The 22,052-nt window shown below is 60.6% G+C and carries 23 protein-coding genes, 1 tRNA gene and 1 pseudogene; 12 read left to right on the top strand and 13 right to left on the bottom strand.

The genetic code is table 11. The features are described from left to right. Positions 1-58: 58 nt before the first annotated feature. A complete protein-coding gene (locus tag BMY36_RS16250) occupies positions 59-1,219 on the top strand; it encodes an IS30 family transposase (RefSeq protein ID WP_074818900.1) in 1,161 nt (386 codons plus the stop codon). A 200-nt stretch (positions 1,220-1,419) separates the two neighbouring features. Here BMY36_RS16250 and BMY36_RS16255 read toward each other — a convergent pair whose 3' ends face one another. Next, positions 1,420-2,241 (bottom strand): sigma-70 family RNA polymerase sigma factor, encoded by an 822-nt coding sequence (locus BMY36_RS16255; protein WP_244888690.1) that lies wholly within the window; start codon positions 2,239-2,241, stop codon positions 1,420-1,422. An 84-nt stretch (positions 2,242-2,325) separates the two neighbouring features. Here BMY36_RS16255 and BMY36_RS16260 point away from each other — a divergent pair, with 84 nt between their 5' ends. The 7 genes from BMY36_RS16260 (at position 2,326) to BMY36_RS16290 (ending at position 11,839) form a co-directional block, all read left to right on the top strand. Continuing rightward, the gene (locus BMY36_RS16260) at positions 2,326-2,961 is read left to right on the top strand and encodes a MarR family winged helix-turn-helix transcriptional regulator (protein ID WP_231579735.1); all 636 of its coding nucleotides are present in this window, start codon (positions 2,326-2,328) and stop codon (positions 2,959-2,961) included. After that, positions 2,958-4,166 carry an MRP-like and DUF971 domain-containing protein gene (locus tag BMY36_RS16265; RefSeq protein WP_231579736.1) on the top strand — a complete coding sequence of 403 codons (1,209 nt, stop codon included), beginning with the start codon at positions 2,958-2,960 and terminating at the stop codon, positions 4,164-4,166. The genes BMY36_RS16260 and BMY36_RS16265 overlap by 4 nt, the downstream gene beginning before the upstream one ends. After that, on the top strand, positions 4,159-5,430 hold the full coding sequence (locus BMY36_RS16270; RefSeq protein WP_050520341.1) for a DUF6522 family protein: 1,272 nt from the start codon (positions 4,159-4,161) through the stop codon (positions 5,428-5,430). The genes BMY36_RS16265 and BMY36_RS16270 overlap by 8 nt, the downstream gene beginning before the upstream one ends. Positions 5,431-6,623: 1,193 nt before the next feature. Next, positions 6,624-8,402 carry an ABC transporter ATP-binding protein gene (locus BMY36_RS16275; RefSeq protein WP_050520342.1) on the top strand — a complete coding sequence of 593 codons (1,779 nt, stop codon included), beginning with the start codon at positions 6,624-6,626 and terminating at the stop codon, positions 8,400-8,402. Positions 8,403-8,510: 108 nt separating this feature from the next. After that, positions 8,511-9,866, top strand: coding sequence for a DUF1800 domain-containing protein (locus BMY36_RS16280; protein ID WP_050520343.1), 1,356 nt, complete (start codon positions 8,511-8,513; stop codon positions 9,864-9,866). A 5-nt stretch (positions 9,867-9,871) separates the two neighbouring features. Next, the gene (locus BMY36_RS16285; RefSeq protein WP_050520344.1) at positions 9,872-11,074 is read left to right on the top strand and encodes a DUF1501 domain-containing protein; all 1,203 of its coding nucleotides are present in this window, start codon (positions 9,872-9,874) and stop codon (positions 11,072-11,074) included. 63 nt (positions 11,075-11,137) lie between these two features. Beyond that, a complete protein-coding gene (locus BMY36_RS16290; protein ID WP_231579737.1) occupies positions 11,138-11,839 on the top strand; it encodes a GNAT family N-acetyltransferase in 702 nt (233 codons plus the stop codon). A 4-nt stretch (positions 11,840-11,843) separates the two neighbouring features. On the opposite strand, the gene BMY36_RS16295 is transcribed toward BMY36_RS16290, so the two are convergent. Continuing rightward, positions 11,844-12,650, bottom strand: a complete 807-nt coding sequence (locus BMY36_RS16295; RefSeq protein ID WP_050520346.1) for a response regulator — start codon at positions 12,648-12,650, stop codon at positions 11,844-11,846. Positions 12,651-12,808: 158 nt separating this feature from the next. Here BMY36_RS16295 and mce point away from each other — a divergent pair, with 158 nt between their 5' ends. Together mce and BMY36_RS16305 are read left to right on the top strand one after the other, a co-directional pair. Next, a complete protein-coding gene (mce, locus tag BMY36_RS16300; protein ID WP_050520361.1) occupies positions 12,809-13,213 on the top strand; it encodes a methylmalonyl-CoA epimerase in 405 nt (134 codons plus the stop codon). Next, positions 13,210-13,491: a DUF1467 family protein gene (locus BMY36_RS16305; RefSeq protein ID WP_050520347.1), complete on the top strand. Its 282-nt coding sequence runs from the start codon at positions 13,210-13,212 to the stop codon at positions 13,489-13,491. Before mce ends, BMY36_RS16305 begins: the two co-directional genes overlap by 4 nt. On the opposite strand, the gene BMY36_RS16310 is transcribed toward BMY36_RS16305, so the two are convergent. The 11 genes and pseudogenes from BMY36_RS16310 to BMY36_RS16360 form a co-directional block, all read right to left on the bottom strand. Next, entirely contained in the window at positions 13,481-14,188 is a 708-nt protein-coding gene (locus BMY36_RS16310) for an EI24 domain-containing protein (RefSeq protein WP_082224886.1), read from the bottom strand. The genes BMY36_RS16305 and BMY36_RS16310 overlap by 11 nt on opposite strands. Next, the gene (locus BMY36_RS16315) at positions 14,185-14,787 is read right to left on the bottom strand and encodes a nitroreductase family protein (RefSeq protein ID WP_050520349.1); all 603 of its coding nucleotides are present in this window, start codon (positions 14,785-14,787) and stop codon (positions 14,185-14,187) included. The genes BMY36_RS16310 and BMY36_RS16315 overlap by 4 nt, the downstream gene beginning before the upstream one ends. Beyond that, complete coding sequence (locus BMY36_RS16320; protein ID WP_050520350.1) at positions 14,780-15,661, bottom strand: carbon-nitrogen hydrolase family protein; 882 nt, start codon at positions 15,659-15,661, stop codon at positions 14,780-14,782. The genes BMY36_RS16315 and BMY36_RS16320 overlap by 8 nt, the downstream gene beginning before the upstream one ends. A gap of 9 nt (positions 15,662-15,670) precedes the next feature. Then, a pseudogene (locus BMY36_RS16325) lies at positions 15,671-16,255 on the bottom strand (GNAT family N-acetyltransferase). Then, entirely contained in the window at positions 16,252-16,647 is a 396-nt protein-coding gene (locus BMY36_RS16330) for a ketosteroid isomerase-related protein (RefSeq protein WP_050520351.1), read from the bottom strand. The pseudogene BMY36_RS16325 and the gene BMY36_RS16330 overlap by 4 nt, the downstream one beginning before the upstream one ends. Beyond that, entirely contained in the window at positions 16,644-17,114 is a 471-nt protein-coding gene (locus BMY36_RS16335; protein WP_050520352.1) for an arsenate-mycothiol transferase ArsC, read from the bottom strand. The genes BMY36_RS16330 and BMY36_RS16335 overlap by 4 nt, the downstream gene beginning before the upstream one ends. Before the next feature lie 4 nt (positions 17,115-17,118). Continuing rightward, positions 17,119-17,595, bottom strand: a complete 477-nt coding sequence (locus tag BMY36_RS16340; protein ID WP_050520353.1) for a UPF0262 family protein — start codon at positions 17,593-17,595, stop codon at positions 17,119-17,121. A 22-nt stretch (positions 17,596-17,617) separates the two neighbouring features. Then, positions 17,618-18,961, bottom strand: a complete 1,344-nt coding sequence (hisD, locus tag BMY36_RS16345) for a histidinol dehydrogenase (RefSeq protein WP_050520354.1) — start codon at positions 18,959-18,961, stop codon at positions 17,618-17,620. A 122-nt stretch (positions 18,962-19,083) separates the two neighbouring features. After that, a complete protein-coding gene (locus BMY36_RS16350) occupies positions 19,084-19,557 on the bottom strand; it encodes a DUF2948 family protein (protein WP_050520355.1) in 474 nt (157 codons plus the stop codon). Continuing rightward, positions 19,554-20,822 (bottom strand): UDP-N-acetylglucosamine 1-carboxyvinyltransferase, encoded by a 1,269-nt coding sequence (gene murA, locus BMY36_RS16355; protein WP_050520356.1) that lies wholly within the window; start codon positions 20,820-20,822, stop codon positions 19,554-19,556. Before murA ends, BMY36_RS16350 begins: the two co-directional genes overlap by 4 nt. Further along, positions 20,823-21,002: a hypothetical protein gene (locus BMY36_RS16360; protein WP_050520357.1), complete on the bottom strand. Its 180-nt coding sequence runs from the start codon at positions 21,000-21,002 to the stop codon at positions 20,823-20,825. 247 nt (positions 21,003-21,249) lie between these two features. Between BMY36_RS16360 and BMY36_RS16365 the strand changes: the two genes are divergently transcribed. Together BMY36_RS16365 and BMY36_RS16370 are read left to right on the top strand one after the other, a co-directional pair. Further along, positions 21,250-21,324 (top strand) — tRNA-Thr (locus BMY36_RS16365). 50 nt (positions 21,325-21,374) lie between these two features. Then, positions 21,375-22,052: DUF6538 domain-containing protein (locus tag BMY36_RS16370; protein WP_217646631.1), on the top strand; the 678-nt coding region annotated here is incomplete at its 3' end.

Consider the following 22,052-nt stretch of genomic DNA (forward strand, 5'->3'; position numbering starts at 1 on the left):
GGTGGGTTCAACCGGTGGACGCAACACTTCAATCTTTATGAAGAGATGGAGTGTTTGAATGAAGTATCGTCGCAGGATCTACTATTCAGCTGGGCAGCGCGCGGAGATTTGGGACCGTTGGCAGGCTGGGGAGTCCATGAGGTCGATAGGGCGGGTGTTTGATCGGCCATCCTCGTCAGTCTTTTCGGTGATCTCGCCGACGGGCGGCATCCGTCCACCGGATCGCCGACGCGGCAGCTACGCATTGAGCCTTTCTGAGCGCGAGGAAATATCGCGTGGGCTCAGCATCAAGCTTTCTTTGCGGGCAATTGCGCGGCAGTTGGGGCGCGCACCTTCGACCATCTGCCGGGAGGTTCGGCGCAACGGTGGGCCTGCTAGATATCGTGCGACGGGGTCCGACCAGGCCGCGTGGGATCGCGCTCTGCGTCCCAAGATATGCAAGCTGGCTTGCCACCCATCATTGAGCCACGCAGTATCGACGAAGCTGCGGCGCAAGTGGTCACCAGAACAGATTGCGGGTTGGCTCAAGCGCGCGTTTCCAGGAGAGGCGCAGAAACAGGTGTCACACGAGACGATCTATAGAAGCCTTTATATACAGGCGCGCGGTGTCCTGAAAAAGGAGCTGCTTGAGCACCTGCGCGCCAAACGCACAGTCAGACGGTCCAAACATGCCAGCCTCAAACGTAGCGGTCTTGGTCAGATTAAGGACGCTGTATCAATCAGTGAAAGGCCCGCTTCTATCGAAGACCGCGCTGTCCCGGGACACTGGGAGGGCGACCTAATTGGTGGATCCAGAAACAGCTACATTGCAACACTTGTCGAGCGCCATTCACGGTATGTCATGTTGGTGAAGGTTGCTAACAAGGACACCGAAAGCGTTGTAACGGCCCTGATCAAATCGGCTCAGAGGCTACCACGCGAACTCTATAAATCTCTGACATGGGATCGTGGCAAAGAGCTGGCAGATCACCCGCGCCTGACGATGGCAACTGACGTTGATGTCTACTTTTGCGACCCGCAGTCGCCGTGGCAACGCGGATCAAACGAAAACACCAACCGACTTTTGCGGCAATATCTGCCGCGCGGAACCGATCTGTCTGTCCATTCACAAGCAAAGCTCAGCGCAATTGCAAGACAGCTCAACGAACGGCCACGCAAGACCTTGCAATACCAAACCCCAGCAGAGAAGTTCGCAGAGTGTGTTGCGTCGATCGGTTGAACCCACCGCCCACTGCGGACCTTGGCTGACCATCGGTACGCTGCGGTGCAGCTTCCCCAGACCGGCCATTCATACTGGACGCAGCATTTTTGGAGCTGAAACGTTGGTGTGCGGACGAAGGGTACATTTGCTTTTGGTTGCCGAAGGTCCGCATTCCATACTGCTCCTATCCCAAAAGTTTGTTTGTGCCGATGCCTCCGTCAGGAGGCCGCAGCTTCCGCAAAAGACGCACGCAGTCGGGTAAGCGCAGCTTCACGGATCTGGCGGATCCGCTCGCGCGATACACCAAACCGCTCACCCAATGCACCTAACGTCTTCGGTGTGTCAGACACATAGGTTTCGATGATGATGTCTTGTTCACGCTTGGAAAGCCGGTTCAGATGGGTGGACATCGTGTTCCAAAAGGCACGGGAATCCAAGCGTGTGCCAACTTCCTTTTCGACGTCTGCATCCGGATCCGCAAGCAGATCTTGCAGTTGCATTGTGCCACCATCGTCACCAACGGGCCGGTTCAGCGACCCATCCTGAGCGGCCAGTCTTTGTTGCATCAACACAACCTGTTTGGACGTAACCGCGAGATCACTCGCTATCCGTTCAACAAGGAGTTCGGGTGGAAATTCGCCCGCAGCGACCAGCCGCGTTTCAACACGCTTCAAGTTGTAGAACAACTTCCGACTGGACACCGAATTCGGAAGCCTCACTAGGGACCAGCTCCTAATCTTGTAGTCTTGGATTTCCGCTCTGATCCACCACGCAGCATAGGTGGAAAAACGAAAACCCTTGTCGGGATCAAAGCCTTCCGCCGCCTTCAACAGCCCGATATTTGCTTGTTGCAGAATATCGCTATCCAACTCTCGTCCCCTGCCCCCAGCACGCTTTGCAGCCGCCATTGCAAGCGCCTGGTGCGATGTGACTAGACGGTTGCGGGCGACAACATCACCTTCCTCGTGCCAGCATCTGGCAAGCCGCGCCTCGGTGCGCGCGTCAAGGAATTCCGGGCGCGACGTCTGATTGCGGGTCATGCGGGGTGGAGAGAATGGGCTATTCATTTTTTCTCACAATTAGTTTCGTTTCGATACTGCATTTGACAAGATCTACTTGTCAATATGATTTCGAAGCGCTATCACTTTCCCATGGCAGACAATTTAACCACCACAGAAGAAATCGCTGAACTCCTTGTCTATCTTGGGCGGGCAGCGCGCGGGACCGATGCAGGATCAGACCTGACGGCGGCGCAATGGACAGCAATGCGGTTTTTCGCGCGCGCCAATCACCTTTCTCGGACGCCGTCAGCCTTTGCCAGCTTTCATGCCACGACGCGCGGCACTGCATCGCAAATCATAAAATCCCTGATGCAAAAGGGTTTTCTTGTCCGGCATGAGGCAGCTGATGACCGTCGCGGCGTTCGACTGGACCTGACCAGCGGCGGGCAGACAATTATGGATCATGATCCTTTGAACAACATCACACGAGCCATTGATCGGTTGGAAGGCAAGCAACGCACCTCGTTGCGGCAGGCTTTGCCCGCTTTGGCAGCAGAGCTTGCCAAGGTTCGCGGCACCGTCGCCTTTGGCACCTGCGGCGATTGTCGGTATTTCTCAAGCGGGGGTGCTGCCAGCTACTGTGCTTGCATAGCCGCCGAACTGGAGCCGGCTGATCTTGGTCGTCTTTGCGTCAATTTTGCCGCTCACGAAGATCGAAGGACAGCAGTTCCAAGCCTCAAATCAAAGGAAATCTTATGACGACGGCACAAGCCACATCCAGCCCCGCAGGCGACCTTGGTATGGCGCATCTTGGACAGATCATTGCGGTGGCTAGCGGCAAGGGCGGTGTGGGCAAAAGCACCGTCAGCACCAATCTGGCATTGGCTCTGGCGGCGCAAGGAGCTGCGGTCGGTTTGGTGGATGCGGATCTTTACGGCCCCTCCGTGCCGGGAATGTTGGGGATTGAAACTGGAAAAGCCCCGATGATGTCACCTTCGGGCAAGGTGACACCCGCACAGGCGCATGGGATCAAAGTCATCTCGATGGGCATGCTGACCGATGACGACAAGCCTGCCATTCTGCGCGGCCCGATGGTCGCGAAATACCTGCGCATGTTCGTTCTCGATGTGGATTGGGGCAAACTCGACTTTCTGATCCTCGACCTGCCCCCCGGCACCGGCGACACACAGCTGACGCTGGCGCAAGCCTTTCCGCTGACGGGAGCAGTCGTGGTCAGTACGCCGCAAGATGTCAGCCTGAAAATCGCCCGGCGCGGCATTCGTATGATGGAGCAAGTCAAGGTGCCCATTCTCGGCATCGTCGAGAATATGAGCGGGTTTACCTGTCCCTCTTGCAACGAGGTAACGCACATCTTCCATCAAGGTGGCGGCGCAGAGATCGCGGCCAGCCTTGGCGTCCCGTTTCTGGGTGCCATACCGCTTGACCCGGCAATCGTGGATTGCGGTGATGAGGGGCGCCCTTTGGTGATTGCCCATCCCGACGCACCAGCAGCGGCCGTCTATCGCGATATTGCCGCAATCCTTTCCGGGCGGGTGCGCGCTGCCGCCGGAATTCCCACGCCATTTGACTGGCATTGGGCCGATGACGCCAGCAAACCAAAGCCTGCAGCCCATGCGGCCAACGCAGGTGGTGCTACTGAAGTTCCCATGGCACTGAATCGGCGCGACGGGCGTACTCTGGCCTTGCATTGGCAGGATGGCCACGACCAGCAGATCGACGTGCGCGATTTACGTCTCGCATGCCGCTGTGCGGCCTGTGTCGACGAGATGAGCGGGCGCGCGGTGTTGGAGCCCACGACTGTGCCGCTAAACATCGTGCCGACCCGGATCTGGAGCCTTGGCAACTATGCGATCGGCGTCAGCTTCAGCGATGGCCATAGTTCGGGGATTTACACATTTGGTCAGCTTCGCGGCATGGTGGCCGCCGAGGTTGAAGATGTCTGAACTAACATCGCCGCTGCGTATCCGCGCCGAAACTTCGCCAGCGGATAAGCACAGCATGCGCTTTGTGTTGGAGAGTGACGTGCAAGATGGTGCCATGGCAACCTTTGCCGATGCCGCTTCGGCGCAAGGCGCCCCTTTGGCCGAAGCGTTATTTGCAATCCCCGGCGTGAAAATGGTTGATGTTTCGGGCGCGGTTGTGACCGTGATCAAGACCCATGACAGCGACTGGGACGCCTTGAAAGCTCTGATTGCAAATGCACTTCGCAGCAACATATCGCAATCTTCCGCGCCATTGGGCCCAAGGGTGAAGACCCTGGGCCAAGCCCGCACCGATGCTGAAATCCGACTGGCCGTGCAAGAGGTGCTGGACCGCCAAGCCAACCCTGCGATTGCCAGCCACGGCGGGCATGTCCGCGTGACCGGTGTGCAGGATGGTGTTGTCAGCATGCTCATGTCGGGGGGCTGTCAGGGCTGTGCGTCCTCTGCCGCGACACTGCGAGGCGGCGTGGAAGGCATGATCCGCGCGGCCGTGCCAGAAGTCCGCGACATCGTTGACGTGACCGACCATGCCGCAGGTGAAACCCCGTTTTACAGCAACGGGCCGGATGCTCCGCCGCCCCCGAAGCGTCCCTTGCTGTATCGTCCCGTACCACCCGATATGATCGTACGGGAAGATGGACAGTTTCTGATCTCGCCTGACTACCTTGCACCCCGCCTCGGGATGGACGCAGAAACCCTGCGGGCAGCGATGCAATCGGGCGAAGTTGTCAGCCAATCAGAATCTGGCATCGGAGAGGACGCGGGAAAGACACGATTGATCATGCGCTCTAGCCGCCGAGTCTGGGCGATTGAAATCGCAGCGGATGGATCTGCCTATGAAATTCCGGCCCCACGTGCTGCGACAAAGGCGGCAACTGCAGGCAGCGACTTGCGCAATCGCATCCGGGCGCATCTGACCAGCCTGTCTGCCGCAGATGTGCCGATGACCTACGGCCAGCTTGCCCGTGCCATGGGGCTTTATGCGCCCGGATCCATTGCAAAAGTGACACAGGCACTAGAGGCGACCATGGTCGAGGATGCAGAATCTGGCGCGCCGTTTCTGGCCGCGTTGATGGTCAGCAAGGTTGGGGATGGCGAAGCGGCCAAAGGGTTCCACCTGCAGGCGCGCGCTCTAGGTCGAGGACCCGGCTTTGGCGAAGACGACCGCAACTACTACCAGCGCGAGTTCATGGGCGCCATTGCAAGACAGACTGCCAAGACCTGAAACAGGGGCGAAATTGGGTTAATTCCCTTGTCGAACCGAACGTACTTTGGACTGGACCGGGCGGCAATTTTGCTTACGTTAATTGCTCAGCAGTTGGAAAACCACATTTCGCATGAAGGTGGATGCGGTAGTCTGAGTACGTCCGATGACCGTCGGCCTTGTAACAAGTTAGGTCAGCATCAATGTAGCGGGCTGGCGATTGGCATGATCTGAGCTTGACATGTGCCCTTGGCTGGGAGATGGCCGCTGTTATTGGACACTTCCTCTTCAACATGGCGGTAGCTACAGACCATTTTTGGACAAATTCTGTTTAGCCCAGAGTTGGCACAGATATGTTGGCTATGGTTCTGCGAGCAAGTGCAATCTTTAAGCTTGCTGCCGAAGAGGAAATTGCGGCCATTCGTTGCACCGTAGAAAACCGTCAATATGGGCTCACAGCGGCCTTCCGCACCGCAGAAGAAATCCCAGTTTCCTGATAGTTTGAATGTCGGCTCTCGCCGTTGACGCGCTCCCACTTCGCGCTCGCGGCGAATGTCCGCTTCCCGCCCCTCGCGTCGGTTCTGGGTAAATCATTGCGCAAGACCGACAGCCCATCGAGACTGGCAATGCTCCGTCGCTGCGCCACGTCTGAGTGACCGCTTTGGCGAAACATGGCAATGGGGATGGGTATCCCGCGGCTCTCAGCTGACAGCCATGTCCTCTGCCATATTCTCCGTCTCCAGCGCGTCCTTGAAGCACTGCGGGCTACGCCCCCGGCCATACTAGGTGAGTGCCGAGTTCTTAGGGGTTGAGCTTGAACAGAACCTATGATGCTTACTTTCCGCAGACGCCGGCCGCGGCACGTATAGTGGCGGTCTGGGGGTACTATTGGGGGTACTATTCAATTATAAAAATAATTTATCGTTTTATAACAATATTTAATCTGACTCATTCGAGTCCCCCCCTCGCCACCACTTCTCCCTCCCCCCTTCTTGATTTGTGCGTGGGCTGGCATTTGGCAGCGGTGCGGGCGTTTTGCGCAAGCGCATGCAGGATCATGTAACGTGGGGTGGTGCGTGCGGCCCCTTGCGCTGGTTGAACAGAAGGGCCAGTTGAGGTATCGAGCCCGCAAAGGATCGCCTTTTGGGCGGTTCGGAGGCATCGGTGATGTGGCAGGGATGCAGGCCTGCCAAGCAAAGCAAGGCCACGACCATATGACCACGACAAAACCACGGTTCAGATTTCTGCGGCGCTATACGGCGGACAGCCTGTTGTGGCGGTTGCTGACCGAGAAACTGCCCGAACACAAAGGCAAATACGCGCTGGCGATGGGCGCGATGGTGCTGGTCGCGGCCACCACGGCGCTGTCGGCATGGGTCATGGGCGAAATTGTCGATGCGATGAGCAACCCCGACGACAAGCAAACGATTTACATGGTCGCGCTGGCGGTTTTCGCGATTTTTGTCGCCAAAGGCTTTGCCAGTTTTGCGCAAACGGTGTTGATGGCGCGGGCGGGCAACCGGATTGTGGCGCAGATGCAAAAATCGTTGTTCAAGCGGTTGCTGGGCCAAGGGATTGCGTTTTTCAACACCACGGAATCGTCTGATTTGCTGCTGCGCGTGACGCAAAGCGCGCAGATGGCGCGGTCGGTGATTGACACGATTGTTACCGGGTTTGTGCGCGATATGCTGACCTTGTTCGGTTTGGTTGCGGTGATGTTTTACCAGCAGCCGTTTTTGTCCTTGATCAGCCTTGTGGTGGGGCCTGCGGCGGTTTTGGGCGTGCGGCTGATCCTTGGCAAAGTGCAAGCGATCATGGCGCAGGAAATGGCCGGGCTGGCCGAAATTATCAAAGTTGTGCAGGAAAGTTCGACCGGGGCGCGGGTGATCAAAGCGTTTGCGCTGGAAAACGTGATGCAGGCGCGCATGAACGGTGCGGTGCGCGATGTGGAAAAGCGGGCCAACAAGATGGTGACGTTGGAATCGGCCACTTCGCCATTGATGGACACGCTGACGGGTGCGGCGATTGCGGCGATTGTGATTTTAAGCAGCACCAGCATTGCCGGGCAATCGGCGGGCACACCGGGGCAGTTGATGTCGTTTGTGACCGCGTTTTTGATGGCTTATGAGCCTGCAAAACGCCTGTCGCGGATGCGCGTGTCGATTGAGGCGGGCATGGTGGGTGTGCGCATGATGTACCAGTTGCTGGACATGCCGTTGACGTTGGTGGAGGCGCCTGATGCCCGCGAATTGACCGTAGGACCGGGTGAGGTGACGCTGGAAAACGTGTCGTTTGAATATGTCGGCGGCGCGTCGGTGATCGACGATATGAGCCTGACATTTGAAGCGGGCAAGACGACCGCGCTGGTGGGCCCGTCTGGGGGTGGCAAATCGACCATCCTGAACCTGTTGTTGCGGCTGTATGATCCGGTGTCGGGGGCGGTGCGGATTGATGGCAGCGATATTCGCGACGCCACCTTTACATCCTTGCGCCAAAAGATCGCCTTTGTGGGGCAAGATACGTTTTTGTTTTCCAACACGGTGATGGCCAATTTGCGCGTGGCCCGCCCCGATGCCAGTGACGAGGACGTGTATGAGGCGGCGCGCGTTGCCTATGCCCATGATTTTATTGAAAAATTGTCCAAAGGGTACATGACCCCCATCGGGGAAAATGGCGCGTTTTTGTCGGGGGGGCAGCGGCAACGCCTGTCGATCACACGGGCCGTGTTGCGGCGCGCGCCGATTTTGCTGTTGGATGAGGCGACGAGTGCGCTGGACAGCCAATCGGAGGCGTATATCCGCGATGCGTTGGAACAGGTCAGCGAAGGGGTGACGACGATTGTGATCGCGCACCGTTTGGCCACCGTGATGAACGCCGACAAGATTTGCTATTTAGAGGCCGGGCGGGTGACCGAACAAGGCACGCTGCAAGAGTTGCTGGCGATGAATGGCGCGTTCAAGCGGCTTTATGACGTGCAATTTCGCAACGCCTGACGGCCCGGCGGCAATTGTTCGCCAAGGGCTGCGGGCAGCGTTTGGGCGGGGGGTGAAATGTCGCCGCGCATTGCCTAGATTAGGCGCAGGCTGTCCGAAAGGTGTTGCATGATCGACCAACCCACGCTTGCCGCGATCCGCTTCGGCTATGGCTTGCCCTTGCCAAAGGGGGCGCCTGTGACCCCGGATGCGATGCTGGCCGCGTTGCGCGCGCCGGATGCGATGATGCAACTGCACCCGACGGTGGGGGTTGACGAGGCGCGGCCCCTGATTGCGGCGGCGCAAGAGGCGCGGCGCGCGTTGCGCAAGGATGAAAGCCTGCGCCTGCCTTACCGGACGGCAATGCGCGCGGCGGCGGCGCTGGATGATGCGCAAACGCGCGCGGGGTTTGCGCGCGCGCTGGATGCCCCCGATGGGTTTCGCGAACGGTTGTGCGCGTTTTGGGCCGATCATTTCACCACCCGTGCGCGGTCTGCCGCCGAACGCCCCTTGCCCGGCGCGTTTGTGCATGATGCCATTCGCCCCCATGTGACGGGGCGATTTGGCGATATGTTGGTGGCCGCCACGCTGCACCCCGCGATGTTGGCCTATCTGGACCAAACGGCATCGGTGGGGCCGGGGTCGGCGTTTGGGGTGCGGCGCGGGCGGGGGCTGAATGAAAATTTGGCGCGCGAGGTGATGGAGCTGCACAGCCTTGGGGTGGGGGCTGCGTATGATCAGGGCGATGTGCGGCAGATGGCGCTGTTGCTAACGGGGCTGGACGCCAATGCCGCCGATGGATTTGTGTTTCGCCCCGACCGCGCGGAACCGGGGGCGGAGGTGGTGCTGGGCCGTACCTATGGCGGCGCGGGGGTGGCCCCGATTGAAGCCGCGCTGCGCGATATTGCCTTGCGCGATGATACGGCCAAACATATCGCGCGCAAATTGGCGGTGCATTTTGTATCCGATGCCCCGGATGCGGGGTTGGTGGCGGCGCTGACGGCGGCCTATCTGGACACGGGCGGCGATTTGCTGGCGGTGTATGCCGCCTTGTTGGCGCATCCTGCCGCGTGGGAACCGCGATTGATGAAAGCGCGCCAACCCGTTGATTTTATACTGGCCGCGCTGCGCGCGTTGGGGATGACGGGCGCAGAGGTGCGGCGGATGGCGCAAGGTCCCGCCGCGCGGCTGTTGACGCGGCCCATGGCGCTGATGGGCCAAGACTGGCAAACGCCGCCGGGCCCCGATGGTTGGGCGGAGGCGGCGGAGGCGTGGATTACACCGCAAGGGATGGCTGCGCGGATCACTTGGGCGATGGAGGTGCCGGGGCGGTTGGTGGTGCCGATGCCTGACCCGGTGGATTTCATGCGCCGTTGCCTTGGCGGGGCGGTGGACGAACGGCTGGAATGGGCGGCGGCGCGGGCGGAAACGACACGCGAAGGGGTTGGGCTTGTCCTATCCTCGCCCGCGTTCAACCGGAGGTGAGGGCGATGGACAGACGTTTGTTTTTGCGCGGGTTGGGGTTGGCGGGCTGCACGGCGGCGGCGCATCCGTTGATGACATCTGTGACGATGGCGCAAGGGGTGGGCCTTGGCGAAAACCGCCTTGTCGTGGTGATTTTGCGCGGCGGCATGGACGGGTTGGAGGTGGTGCAACCGCTGGGCGACCCGGATTTTGCGGCGCTGCGCCCCGATTATGTGGCGGGGGTCGACCTTGGGGCTGGGTTTGGGATGCATCCGGGTTTGGGCGGGCTGCAAGGGTTGTGGCAAGCGGGGCAGTTGGGATTTGTGCATGCCACATCAACTCCTTACCGCGACAAGCGCAGCCATTTTGACGGGCAATCGCTGTTGGAGGCGGGCACCGGCATGGATGTGACACTGGGGGCCGCGCGCGATGGGTGGCTGAACCGGATGCTGCAAGCAGTGCCGGGGCTGACCGCCGACACCGCCTATGCCGTGGGGCGCGAGGCATTGCCGTTGCTGGCGGGCGCTGGCCCTGCGCGCAACTGGACGCCGGAGGTAGGTTTGGTTTTGTCCGCGCAAAGCCAGTTGTTGTTGGACCATATTTACCACGACGACGATCTGTTTCGCGAGGCGGGTGAGGAGGCGATGACCCTGTCGGCGGACCTGTCAGAGCGCACGCCGCGTGAGGCGGTGGGCGTAGTGGATAAGGCCGTTGGCGCAGACCGGGCTTGGCCCGATTTGGACACGTTGGTGGATTTTGCGGCGGATCGGTTGCGCGGCGACACGCGGATTGCGGCGTTTTCCTTGGGGGGCTGGGACACGCATCGCGGCCAAGTGGGGGCGATTGGCAAGCCGTTGTCGCGGTTGCAGCGTATTATTTTGCGGCTGCAAGCGCAGTCGGGGCCGCAGGTGTGGGGGCGCACCACCTTGATTGCAATGACGGAATTTGGCCGGACAGCGCGGATCAACGGGTCGGGCGGGACCGATCATGGCACGGGCGGTGTGATGGTGTTGGCGGGCGGCGCGCTGCGCGGCGGTGTGGTGCGCGGTGAGTGGCCGGGGGTGGCGGAGGCGGCGCTGTATGACCGCCGCGACCTGATGCCCACATCGGATGTGCGGGCTTGGACGGCTTGGGCGATGCGCGGGTTGTTTGGGTTGGACCGCGCGGTGTTGGAGGCGGCGATATTTCCGGGGCTGCAAATGGGGGCGGATCCGCGCTTGATCTTGTAGCTTGCCGGGGGGCGGCGCAGGCCGCATAACGGGAGGGATTTCCCTTTGCAGCGGGCGCGGATGATGGACAAAGACCTTTCGCGGTGGGTGCCGCCCTTGGCCCCTGAGGGGGCCGTTTTGGCCGGAACCCATGTGGTGTTGGAACGGCTGGACGCCGATTTGCATGCCGCCGATTTGTTTCGCGCGTTTTCCGGCCATGATGCGTTGTGGGAGTATTTGCCTTACGGGCCGTTCGCATCGGCCGCGACCTATTACCGTTGGGTCAAGGACATGGCGGCGCAGACGGACCCGTTGTTTTATGTGCTGCGCGACCGGGCCACGGGGCATTGTGGCGGGGTGGCCAGTTATTTGCGCATATCCCCCGCTGCGGGGTCGATTGAGGTGGGGCATATTTGCATAGCGCCTGAATTGCAAAAATCGGTTCACGCGACCGAGGCGATGTTTTTGATGATGCAATGGGCGTTTGATGCCGGGTACAGGCGGTACGAATGGAAGTGCAACGCGGCCAATGTGACGTCACGGCGCGCGGCGCAGCGGTATGGATTTTCGTATGAAGGGGTGTTTCGCCAAGCGGCGGTGATTAAGGGGCGCAACCGCGATACCGCGTGGTGTTCGGTGATTGACAGCGAATGGCCCGCGCTGCGCGAAGCTTATGGCGCGTGGCTGTCGTCCAGCAATTTTGGCGCGAACGGCCAGCAGCGCGAACGGTTAAGCGATTTGACGCGGCTGGTGCGCGCCAATGATGACCCCGGGTTGCGCGGGTAGCGGGTTAGGGAATTTTGTCGGGCGGGTCCGCGAACGGGCGCGCAAAAGCATCGGTGCCGCGCCCGATGCGTTGCGACAACAGCGTGCCCAAACCCGCCATTGCGCTGGCGGACCTGCGGGCATTGACGGCGGCACTGGCAAGCGCGGTATCATTGGCGCTGCGGGCAATGCCTGCGACAAAATCTGTCAAATAGCGGCCCCCATCCGTGCCCGTTTCTGTCCAAGTACCCGCGCACGTTTCTGTGCCCTTACCGCCGTTCGCGCGGCCCTGTTCTTGGGCCAGCAAGGCGGCGGCGTGGACCAGATCATCTTGCAGTGCCTGACGGTCGGGGTGGATGGGTGTGTCGTCGGGCCCCGGTGCGGCGCGGGGGATGCCGTGCAGATGTGACAAGATCACCGCCTGAAACTGCACCAAACTGTCCAGCGGTTTTTCGATAAACCCGGCGGCCCCTGCGCGCAGGGCGGCGGACCACCCATCGGGATCACCGCTGGTCGCCAGCACAAGGGTTTCGCCAGCGCGATTGCGCGTCACCTCGCGGATCAAATCCACCCCGTTACCATCGGGCAGGCCCAAATCCACCAGCACCACATCGGGGCGGTACACGGCCAAATGCTGGCGCGCGGTGGCCAGCGTTTCGGCCCGCCGCATCCGTGCGCCGCTGCGTTGGCACAAAAGGCGCAACGCCTCGGACGCGAAACGGCTATCTTCCACCACCAACAGCGTGATGCCGGCCAGTGGCAAGGCTGCGCGGTGCAGCGTTTGGGCGAACCCCGGCCCTTCGGGCAGGGCGTGTGAAACGGGCGGGGGCATGGCAGCTCCTTCGTGGTAAGTGATGCCCCCTTTCTGACACCGGCATCCCTAATTTTGCGTGAACAACAGCGCATAAAACCACCTGCGGCGGTGCGTCCCCTTGCCCGCGCGCGCGGGGTCGCATAAACGCAGGCCAAACCCGCAGTATGGAGCCCCTGATGATTGGACGCCTGAACCATGTGGCCATTGCTGTGCCCGACCTTGAGGCGGCAGCCGCGCAATACCGCACCACGTTGGGGGCCGATGTGGGCCCCGCGCAGGACGAGCCGGACCATGGCGTGCGGGTGGTGTTTATCACCCTGCCGAACACCAAGATTGAACTGCTGTATCCGCTGAATGACGCATCGCCGATCATGGGGTTTTTGGCGAAAAACCCAAGCGGCGGGATACACCACATGTGTTACGAGGTGGATGATATTTTGGCCGCGCGCGACCGTTTGCTGGCCGATGGGGCGCGGGTTTTGGGTGATAGCACGCCAAAAATTGGCGCGCATGGCAAGCCTGTGTTGTTCTTGCACCCCAAAGATTTCAACGGCTGCCTGATTGAATTGGAGCAAGTATGAGCATTACCGCCGCCTTTGTCCTTTATGCCGTGTGTTGGTTTATGACGTTGTTTGTGGTGTTGCCGCTGCGCAACCGCACCCAAGGGGACGCGGGCGTGGTTGTGCCCGGCACCCCCGCCAGCGCGCCCGCCGATTTTGTGATTAGGCGCAAAGCGTTTATCACCACCATCGCCGCCACGGTCATTTGGGTGATTTTGACCACCGTCATCTTGTCTGGCGTGATTTCGGTGCGTGATTTTGACCTAATGGGGCGGATGCTGCCTGCGGTTACGAATTAAGCCGGGCGTCTGCCGCGTTAAGACGGTGGACCAGATGGGTGAAGGTGGCGGCACCTAAAACAGGGACCACAAGGTTGACAAAAGGGATGGTAAGCGGCGCCGCCATCAAGGCACCTGCCCACCACACCGACAGCCAATGGCGTTTGCGAAACGCCTTTGCCGCCACCCGGCCCATGCGGCGCGCGGCGATCATGGTAAAATATTCCCGCCCTAGCAGCAGCCCGTTGACCGCCCAAAACATGAGGGGCGCAAAAGGGCCGACAAGGAAATACAGCACCAGCGCCACCGCGTTGACCGCCACCAATAAGGCCACAAAATTCACCGTATCAATCGCTGCATCGCCGAACCCTTGTTTTTGGGCGGGGGGCAGGCCGGGATAATGCCGATCCTCCACCGCTTGGGCGACATCATCTAGGAAAAGCGCGGTAAAGGCCGAGGCGACGGGCATCATCAAAAACACCGACAGCGCGATCATCAACACTGCCGACCCCCAGCTGAGGAGGGTGCCGAGCCCCCCAACGGGGCCGACAAAAGGGATGGTGATTTGATCGGGCGCAAAGCTTTGGATAGCCCACAGAAACAGAGCATAGATGGCGACCAAAAGGGCGAGGGTTAGGGCGACCCCCAACAGCAGCACGCGGCGAAAGCGGGGGTCGCCGAGTTGGCCGACGGCCTTGGCGAAATCGGCAAAGATCATTCGTTTGCCCATGTGGTCAGGGCTGCCACATCGGGGCGCGGGCGGTCAGAGGTGGGGGTGGTGATGGTGCCTATATGGATGATGCCCGCGACAGTTTCATGGGGCGCAAGGCCAAACCCCGTTTCAACAAACGCCCGGTCATGCGAAGGCCAGCCTGACAGCCAATTGGCCCCCCAGCCCGCCGCCAGCGCTGCGTTGACCAGCGACACGCAGACAGCACCCGCAGACAGGATTTGTTCGATTTGCGGCACTTTGTCGGACGGTTTGGGGGCGGCGATGACGACCACAGCAAGGTGCCCGGCGTCATATTGCGCGGCCCCTTTCAAGGTGCGTTCGGCATCCAACCCCAAGGCCGCTGCGCGGGTGCGGGCCAGGGCGGCAAGGCGGGGCATCGCACCTTGGTGCAGCACCAAAAACCGCCACGGTTCCAGCTTGCCATGATCGGGGACGCGGGCGGCAGCGGTAAGGATGGGGTGCAAGGCGGCCGCATCCGGCACCGGCAAGGCAAGGGTTTTGGCGGGCACCGACCGGCGGGTTTGCAAGAAATCGGTTGCGGTTTGGGCGGCGGTTTGGGGGGTGGGGTGGGGGGTATCAGGCATTGCCCGCTCCTGTATTTTGAGTAAGGCGTTGGGCCTGTTCGGGCCAATGCAGGTGGTTTAGCACAGCGCCGTCGCGGCGCACATCATGGATTGCGGCCAGCGACACATCGGCCACCGCCCAACCGGGAGCGTTTAGGGGCGTTTGCGCGATGATGCCCGTGGGCGGAAAGCCGCGATCGGGCGGGCCATAGATGGACGCCGCGCCGATGTTTTCATCCAGCGCGGGGCAAAAGTCGCAAGGGCCAACGGTGGGCGATTGCACGACGATGCATTGGTTTTCCAACGCGCGCGCCATTGACCCGATGCGCACGCGGTAAAAGCCCGCCACGCTGTCCGTGCAAGACGGGGCCAACAAAATTTCGGCCCCCGCATCGACCAAAGCGCGGGCAAGCAAGGGAAATTCGCTGTCATAACAGATGATAACGCCAATTTTGCCACGCGGCGTGTCGAACACGGGCAGCCCCGCACCGGGGATGATATGCCATGTTTCGCGTTCAAACCGCGTCATGATCTGTTTGTCGGTGGTGCCGATAATACCGTGCGGGCCATAGAATGTGGCGCGGTTGGTGGGGCGGGTTTGGGCAAAATGGGGGGCGCTGGCACCAAGGATATGCACCCCGTATTGCGCGGCAAGCGCGCAGTGCAGCGCATCAACGGCGGGGCCGTGGCGGGCCACCTCATGCAGCGCTGCCTCAATATCTATTGCCACGGCGCGGCCGCCAAGGCTGGCAAGTTCCATCGCGGCGTATTCGGGGAACACCAACAGGTCGGCCCCCTGCCCCGCCGCATCTGCGACCCAATGGGTGATTTTCGCGGCGTATTCGGCGAAATCGTTGAAATAGGTCAAGGGATAGGCGGCGGCGGCGATTTTCATGGGGGGCCTTTACAGCTTGCGCATCCAAAATTGCAAGGGTTTGTAGGTAGCGGTTGGCGCGCCAATATCGCGCCATTCAAACTGCGCAATGGCACCGGGCAATGGCGCATAGCCCCGGCCCGCCCAGAAGGTTGCGTTGTCGCGGGGGGCGGCGGCGCGCGCAGGGTGGGTGTCGGAGCGGACCACAGCGCAAAAAGCCACATGGCTGCGGCCCAAACTGCGGGCATGGGATTAGCGCAGATCGAAAAAGCGGTGGCCAAACCCTTGGCCGCGATAGGCGGGCAGCAGAACCGATTCCGCGCAGTAAAAAATGTGGTTCAGCGGGGTTGGAAACCCGTGCAGGGCGGTGGCAAATTCGGCGGCGTGCCCTTCCATCGGGGTGCCTGTTGCGGCCCCGATCAAACGGTCGCCATCAAACGCGCCGACCACGATTGCGCCGGGGGTGGTGCGATACGGAGCCAAATAGCTGCGTTCATAGGCCAGCGTACCCTCGTATAAATAAGGCCAATCGCGGAACACTTGGATGCGCAACGCGGCCAGATCATCCAGTCGGGCGTCCAATGGGGCCCCGGTCAAGATGCGCAAATCGGTCACGAGACTTGCAAGGTCCAGTCGTTCAGATTGTAAAACGTGGTGACGCGGGTGATGCGCCCATCTGCCATATCAAAAAACGCCCCTGCGGGCAGGACGTAGGTTTGGCCCGTGGCGGTGGGCAGGCCCGGATCGGTTTGCAAATAAGTGCCGTGGACCACAAATTCGGCAGCCCCCCTGCGACCATCATCACTGCTGAAAATCACAATATCGCGCAGGGTTTCGCGGTAACTGACCCCCATATGGCCGCAAAATTCGGCAAATTTGGCGCGGCCGTGGCGAATGGCCCCTTCATTGACGCGGTGTTCCACATCATCTGACACGCAGGCGAGCATGGCCTGCGCATCGCTGGCGTTGAAAGCGGCGTAATAGCGGGCGATCAGGTCTTTGGTCATGCGGCCTCCGGTGCGGGGTCCAGCGGGGGGCCGAACCTGTCGAGCATGCGGGTGTGGATTTGGTCGCGCGCTTGGCGGTAAGCCGAAAGTTTGGCCTCGCGCGCATCGCCAAGGCCCGTGGGGTCAAGGATGGGCCAATATTCGATATCCAAATGGTGATAGCGGGTCAGTTCCAAGGCCATGCGCTGGCTGGCGGGGGACAGGGCGATGATCAGGTCAAATTGGCTTAGGTCGTCGCCCCATTCCTGCATTTCTTCAAACGACCGGCTGCGGTGGCGCGCGATTTCCACGCCGATTTCTTGGCAAACGGTGATCGAAAACCCATCCACCTCCATATCGTTTTTCACGCCTGCCGATTGGACATAAGCCTTTTGGCCATAGAGTTTTTTCATCAATCCTTCGGCCATAGGCGACCGGACTGCGTTGTGGTCGCAGCAAAACAGCACCGACTGGGGGAAATCGGTCACGGTGTCACCCCCAATGCAGAACGCAGATCAAGGTGAACAGGCGGCGGGCGGTGTCCATATCGACGGCGGCCTTACCTTCCAGCCGTTCTTGCAGTACGCGCGCCCCTTCGTTGTGGATGCCGCGCCGGGCCATATCAATTGCCTCGATCTGGCTGGGGGGCAGGCGTTTGACCGCCTCGAAATAACTGGCGCAGATTTGGAAATAATCCTTTATCACTTGGCGGAATGGACCCAGTGATAAATGAAATTCGCCGACCTTTTCCGTGGCTTCGGTGGCGATATCAAACACCAACCGCCCTTCGCGGATCGCAAGACCAAGGCGGTAGGGACCATCGGGCACCGCCTTGCCTTCGCGCGGGGGCAAGGCAAAGCTGTTATCCTCCAGTAAATCGAAAATCGCGACTTTGCGCTCCTGCTCAATCGCGGCGGTTGGCGTTTTTAGGCCGGTTTCGTCAATCTCGATATGGCAGATGCGGGTCATCGGGCTGTGTCCAGTAGGGGCTTTAGGATTGATGGCCTTTTGCGCTGGGGGGTGCAAGGGCTGGTTGATCGTTCAGGCTGTCCAGCCGGGCCTGCACCGACAGCCCATGCGCTTGCAAGCTTTCGGATGTGGCAAGGCGCACGGCGGCAGGCCCAATGTCGCGCAGCGCGGCCGGGGTCATTTGCGCCAGCGTGGTGCGTTTCATGAAATCCAACACTGACAATCCGCTGGAAAACCGCGCAGACCGGGCGGTGGGCAGCACATGGTTTGGGCCGCCAATATAATCGCCAATCGCCTCGGGCGTATATTGGCCCAAAAAGATCGCGCCGGCATGGGTGATGTGCTGGCTGTACGCATCCGGGTTGGCGACGCACAGTTCCAAATGCTCCGGGGCGATGCGGTTGGAAAGCGCCGCCGCCTCCGCCAGATCACGCGTCACGATCACCGCGCCATTGTTGCGCCAGCTGGGGCCTGCAATCGCGCGGCGTTCCAGCGTTTCAAGGCGTGCGTCCACCGCCCGCGCCACGGTGGCGCCAAAACCTGCATCATCCGTGATCAAAATGCTTTGCGCGCTTTCGTCGTGTTCGGCCTGCGACAACAGATCAAGGGCAATCCAATCGGGGTTATTGTCCCGGTCCGCGATCACCAAAATCTCGGACGGGCCCGCGATCATGTCGATGCCAACGCGCCCAAACACCCGGCGCTTGGCTGCCGCGACAAAGGCGTTGCCCGGCCCGGTGATTTTATCCACTGGCGCAATGGTTTGGGTGCCGTAAGCCAAGGCGGCAATCGCCTGCGCGCCACCGATGCGGTAAATTTCGGTCACGCCGGAAATCTTGGCGGCCAACAGTACCAACGGGTTCACCACACCGTCGGGCGTGGGGCAGCAAATCACCAAACGGCCAACGCCCGCGACCTGTGCAGGAATGGCGTTCATCAACACCGATGATGGATAACTCGCCAGCCCCCCCGGCACATACAGCCCAGCCGCCGATACCGGCGTCCAACGCCACCCCAACCGGGCACCACTGGCCTCTTCCCACATGGCATCTTCGGGCCGCTGGCGGGCGTGGTAATCGCGGATGCGCGCGGCGGCCAGTTCCAGCGCGGCGCGGTCGGCGTCTGATACTTTGGCACATTCCGCTTCAATTTCCGCAGCCGAAAACCGCATCGCCGCAGCCGTCAATTCCAACCGATCGAACGTGGCCGTCAAATCCAAAACAGCCGCATCGCCGCGCGCGCGCACATCGGCAATAATACCCGCGACGGTATCATCCACATCGACGCTTTCTTCGCGCTTGGCCCCCAACAGCTGCGCAAATCCCGCCTCAAAATCAGCATCCGTGGTGGACAAAAAAACCGGCATCACACACTCCTATTCTACATCCCAAACCCCATAGCGCGCCGCCGTGCCCACCTCAAGCACGGCCCCCTTTTTCTGTTTGAAAATATCCCGGGGGTGCGGGGGCTGGCCCCCGCTTGCCCACCTTACGCGCCGTGACCCGGCACCTTTCCCGACACCGCCGTATAGGGCCGTGTCACATCGCGCAAATCGGCGTTCAGGGCTTCCACCTCCAGCGCCACCGCACCGTCGCCCGCCAGCGTCAGCACCACGCGGCCCGTCCCGTCTGGCCCCGCCGTGAACCCAACCGACAACAGCGACAGCACCGTGCCCGCGTCTTTCGTCACCCCTTGGCTGCGCACCGCCAGCACATCTTGGAACACCAACACCGACCGCACGCGTTCATAGGCGCGGCCCGTGCGTTCGGCGGCTGCGCGATCTTCCCAGCGAAAGCGGTTCAACAGCAGGCCAAATTCGCGGCGTTTGGGGTCGAACCGCATATCAGCCCCGGTAAACACCGCGTCTTGCAGCAAGGTGGACACCACATCCACATCGCCCGCATCGGTTACGGCCAGCGCCAATGGCGCATCGCCGCCATCTTCAAACCGCGCATCGGTCACGAGGCGATCCGTTCGATATGCGCGCCGCAGGCGCCCAGCTTTTCCTCAACCCGCTCATACCCGCGGTCCAGATGGTAGACGCGGCTGACCACGGTCTCCCCTTCGGCCGCCATAGCCGCCAAAATAAGGCTGACGCTGGCGCGCAGATCGGTCGCCATGACCCGCGCCCCGCGTAGTTTTTCCACGCCTGTCACGGTGGCATGGCCGCCATGCACATCAATTTTGGCCCCCATGCGGATCAATTCGGGCGCATGCATAAAGCGGTTTTCGAAAATCCGTTCCTCCAGCACGCTCGTGCCATCGGCGGTACACAGCAGCGCCATCATCTGCGCTTGCAAATCGGTGGGAAAGCCGGGGAAAGGTTCGGTGACCACGTCCACTGGCTTCACGCGCCCGTTGGTGCGTTTCACCTTTAGGCCGCGTTCGGTTTGCGTCACGGAAATGCCCGCTGCATCCAGTTTTTCACAAAACGCACCGACCAATTCGATGCGCCCGCCCAGCAGTTCCACCTCGCCACCGCAAATCGCGGGGGCCAGCATATAGGTGCCCAATTCAATCCGGTCGGTCACGACGGGGTGGGTCGCGCCGCCCAGACGGTCGACGCCTTGGATGGTGATGGTGCTGGTGCCTTCGCCATCAATCTGCGCACCCATGCGGCGCAAGCATTGGGCAAGGTCCACAATTTCCGGCTCGCGTGCGGCGTTGTTGATCACGGTGGTGCCTTTGGCCAGCGTGGCGGCCAGCAGGGCGTTTTCGGTCGCGCCCACAGACACCAAAGGGAAATTGATGATGCCGCCGCGCAAACGCCCGCCTTTGGCCTTGGCATGCACATAACCGTCGCGCAGGTCCAGCTCCGCGCCCAGCGCCTCCAGCGCTTGCAGGTGCAAATCGACCGGGCGTGCGCCAATGGCACAGCCGCCGGGCAGCGACACAATCGCATGCCCATCGCGCGCCAGCATTGGCCCCAGCACCAAAATCGACGCCCGCATTTTGCGCACGATGTCATAATCGGCGGTGTGGTTGTGGATGTTATGACTGGACATCGCCAACACTTGGCCGCTTTGCAAACTGGCCACTTCCGCCCCCAAAGAGCCGAGGAGTTCGGTCATCGTGCGAATATCCGACAAGCGCGGCGCGTTCGTCAGGGTCAACGGTTCTTCGGTCAGCAGGGTCGCGGGCATCAAGGTAAGGCAAGCGTTTTTGGCCCCCGCTATCGGGATAACGCCATTCAGTTCACCACCACCGCGTACAAGTATCGAATCCATTTACTGCCCCTGACTTTCTTCTAAATTCTGCCCGTTTCGGGCTTTTGCTTGTGACTTACGCTTGGCCATATTCGCCTTTAACGCCGCTTTTTGCCGTTCCATGCGCAATTCGCCACTGGTTTTTTGGCGCGGCGGGCGGGGCAGTTCAGGGTCTTTGGGGCGTGTGCGTTCATCATCCATACCCCCTCCTTACCCCAGCCGGCAAAAAGGGTCCAGTTTGCGCTTGCGCCTTGCGAAAATTCCGACTAATCAGCCGCCACGTTGACCGAAAACCTGCTCGGTCACGCGGCGTGCTGTGGTAGCTCAGTGGTAGAGCACACCCTTGGTAAGGGGCGGCTACGGAGACGGAAGTGTTTGTTTAGGTGGGGGATTTCCGAACCCTGCCGACTTCGGGGTAACGCTCGGGGTTACGTTTCGGAAAAAGGCGGCTGTGGTAGCTCAGTGGTAGAGCACACCCTTGGTAAGGGTGAGGTCGAGAGTTCAATCCTCTCTCACAGCACCATCTTTTCCCCTTTATTATCAAAAAGATGACGGTTATCAGTGGTTTGGATGATGCTCGGATATACACCGAGGGTCTACACCACGATGGTATTACACATGTCCAGACCACACAAAAATCCCAAGACAGGCGTCTACTATTTCCGTCAGAAAACCCCCGCCGACCTGCGGGCAATTTTCGGGAAATCGGAGGTCATCAAGTCTCTGAACACCAAAGAGCCTGAGCTTGCGCGGCAGCGCCACACGGTTGAAGCCGCAAGACAGGCGAGCATATGGCAGTCTCTACGCGCCACGCCCAGCGCATTGCCACACAAGCAGATGATGGCTCTGGTTGGCACATACCGAAATCGACTTGATGCAACCCTCGAAAATGAACCGGGGGAAACCGGGATATGGGAGCAAGTTATTCGTCTGGAAACGGCCTACGGGTCGGACCCAATTGCACTGGAACGCTGGGCTGGCTCTGAGGCGACGACACTCTTACAAGAAGCGGGCCTTGCCGCAGATGCCTATAGCCGGACACGGTTGCTGGACGAAATGCACAAGGCGCGTATCGAGTGGGCGACAAATCAACGCCGTCGCGCCGAGGGTGACTATAGTGCAGACCCCAGCGCACAACACTTCCCTGAATGGCAGCCTTCGCCCGAAACCAAAACGGAGCTGTTGAAGGCCCCTGTGACGGTAACAATGACTGAACTGTTCGAGTTGTGGAAAGCGCGGCATCTCAAAGCA

Source organism: Pseudorhodobacter antarcticus (assembly GCF_900110135.1).
Taxonomy (GTDB): Bacteria; Pseudomonadota; Alphaproteobacteria; order Rhodobacterales; family Rhodobacteraceae; genus Pseudorhodobacter; species Pseudorhodobacter antarcticus.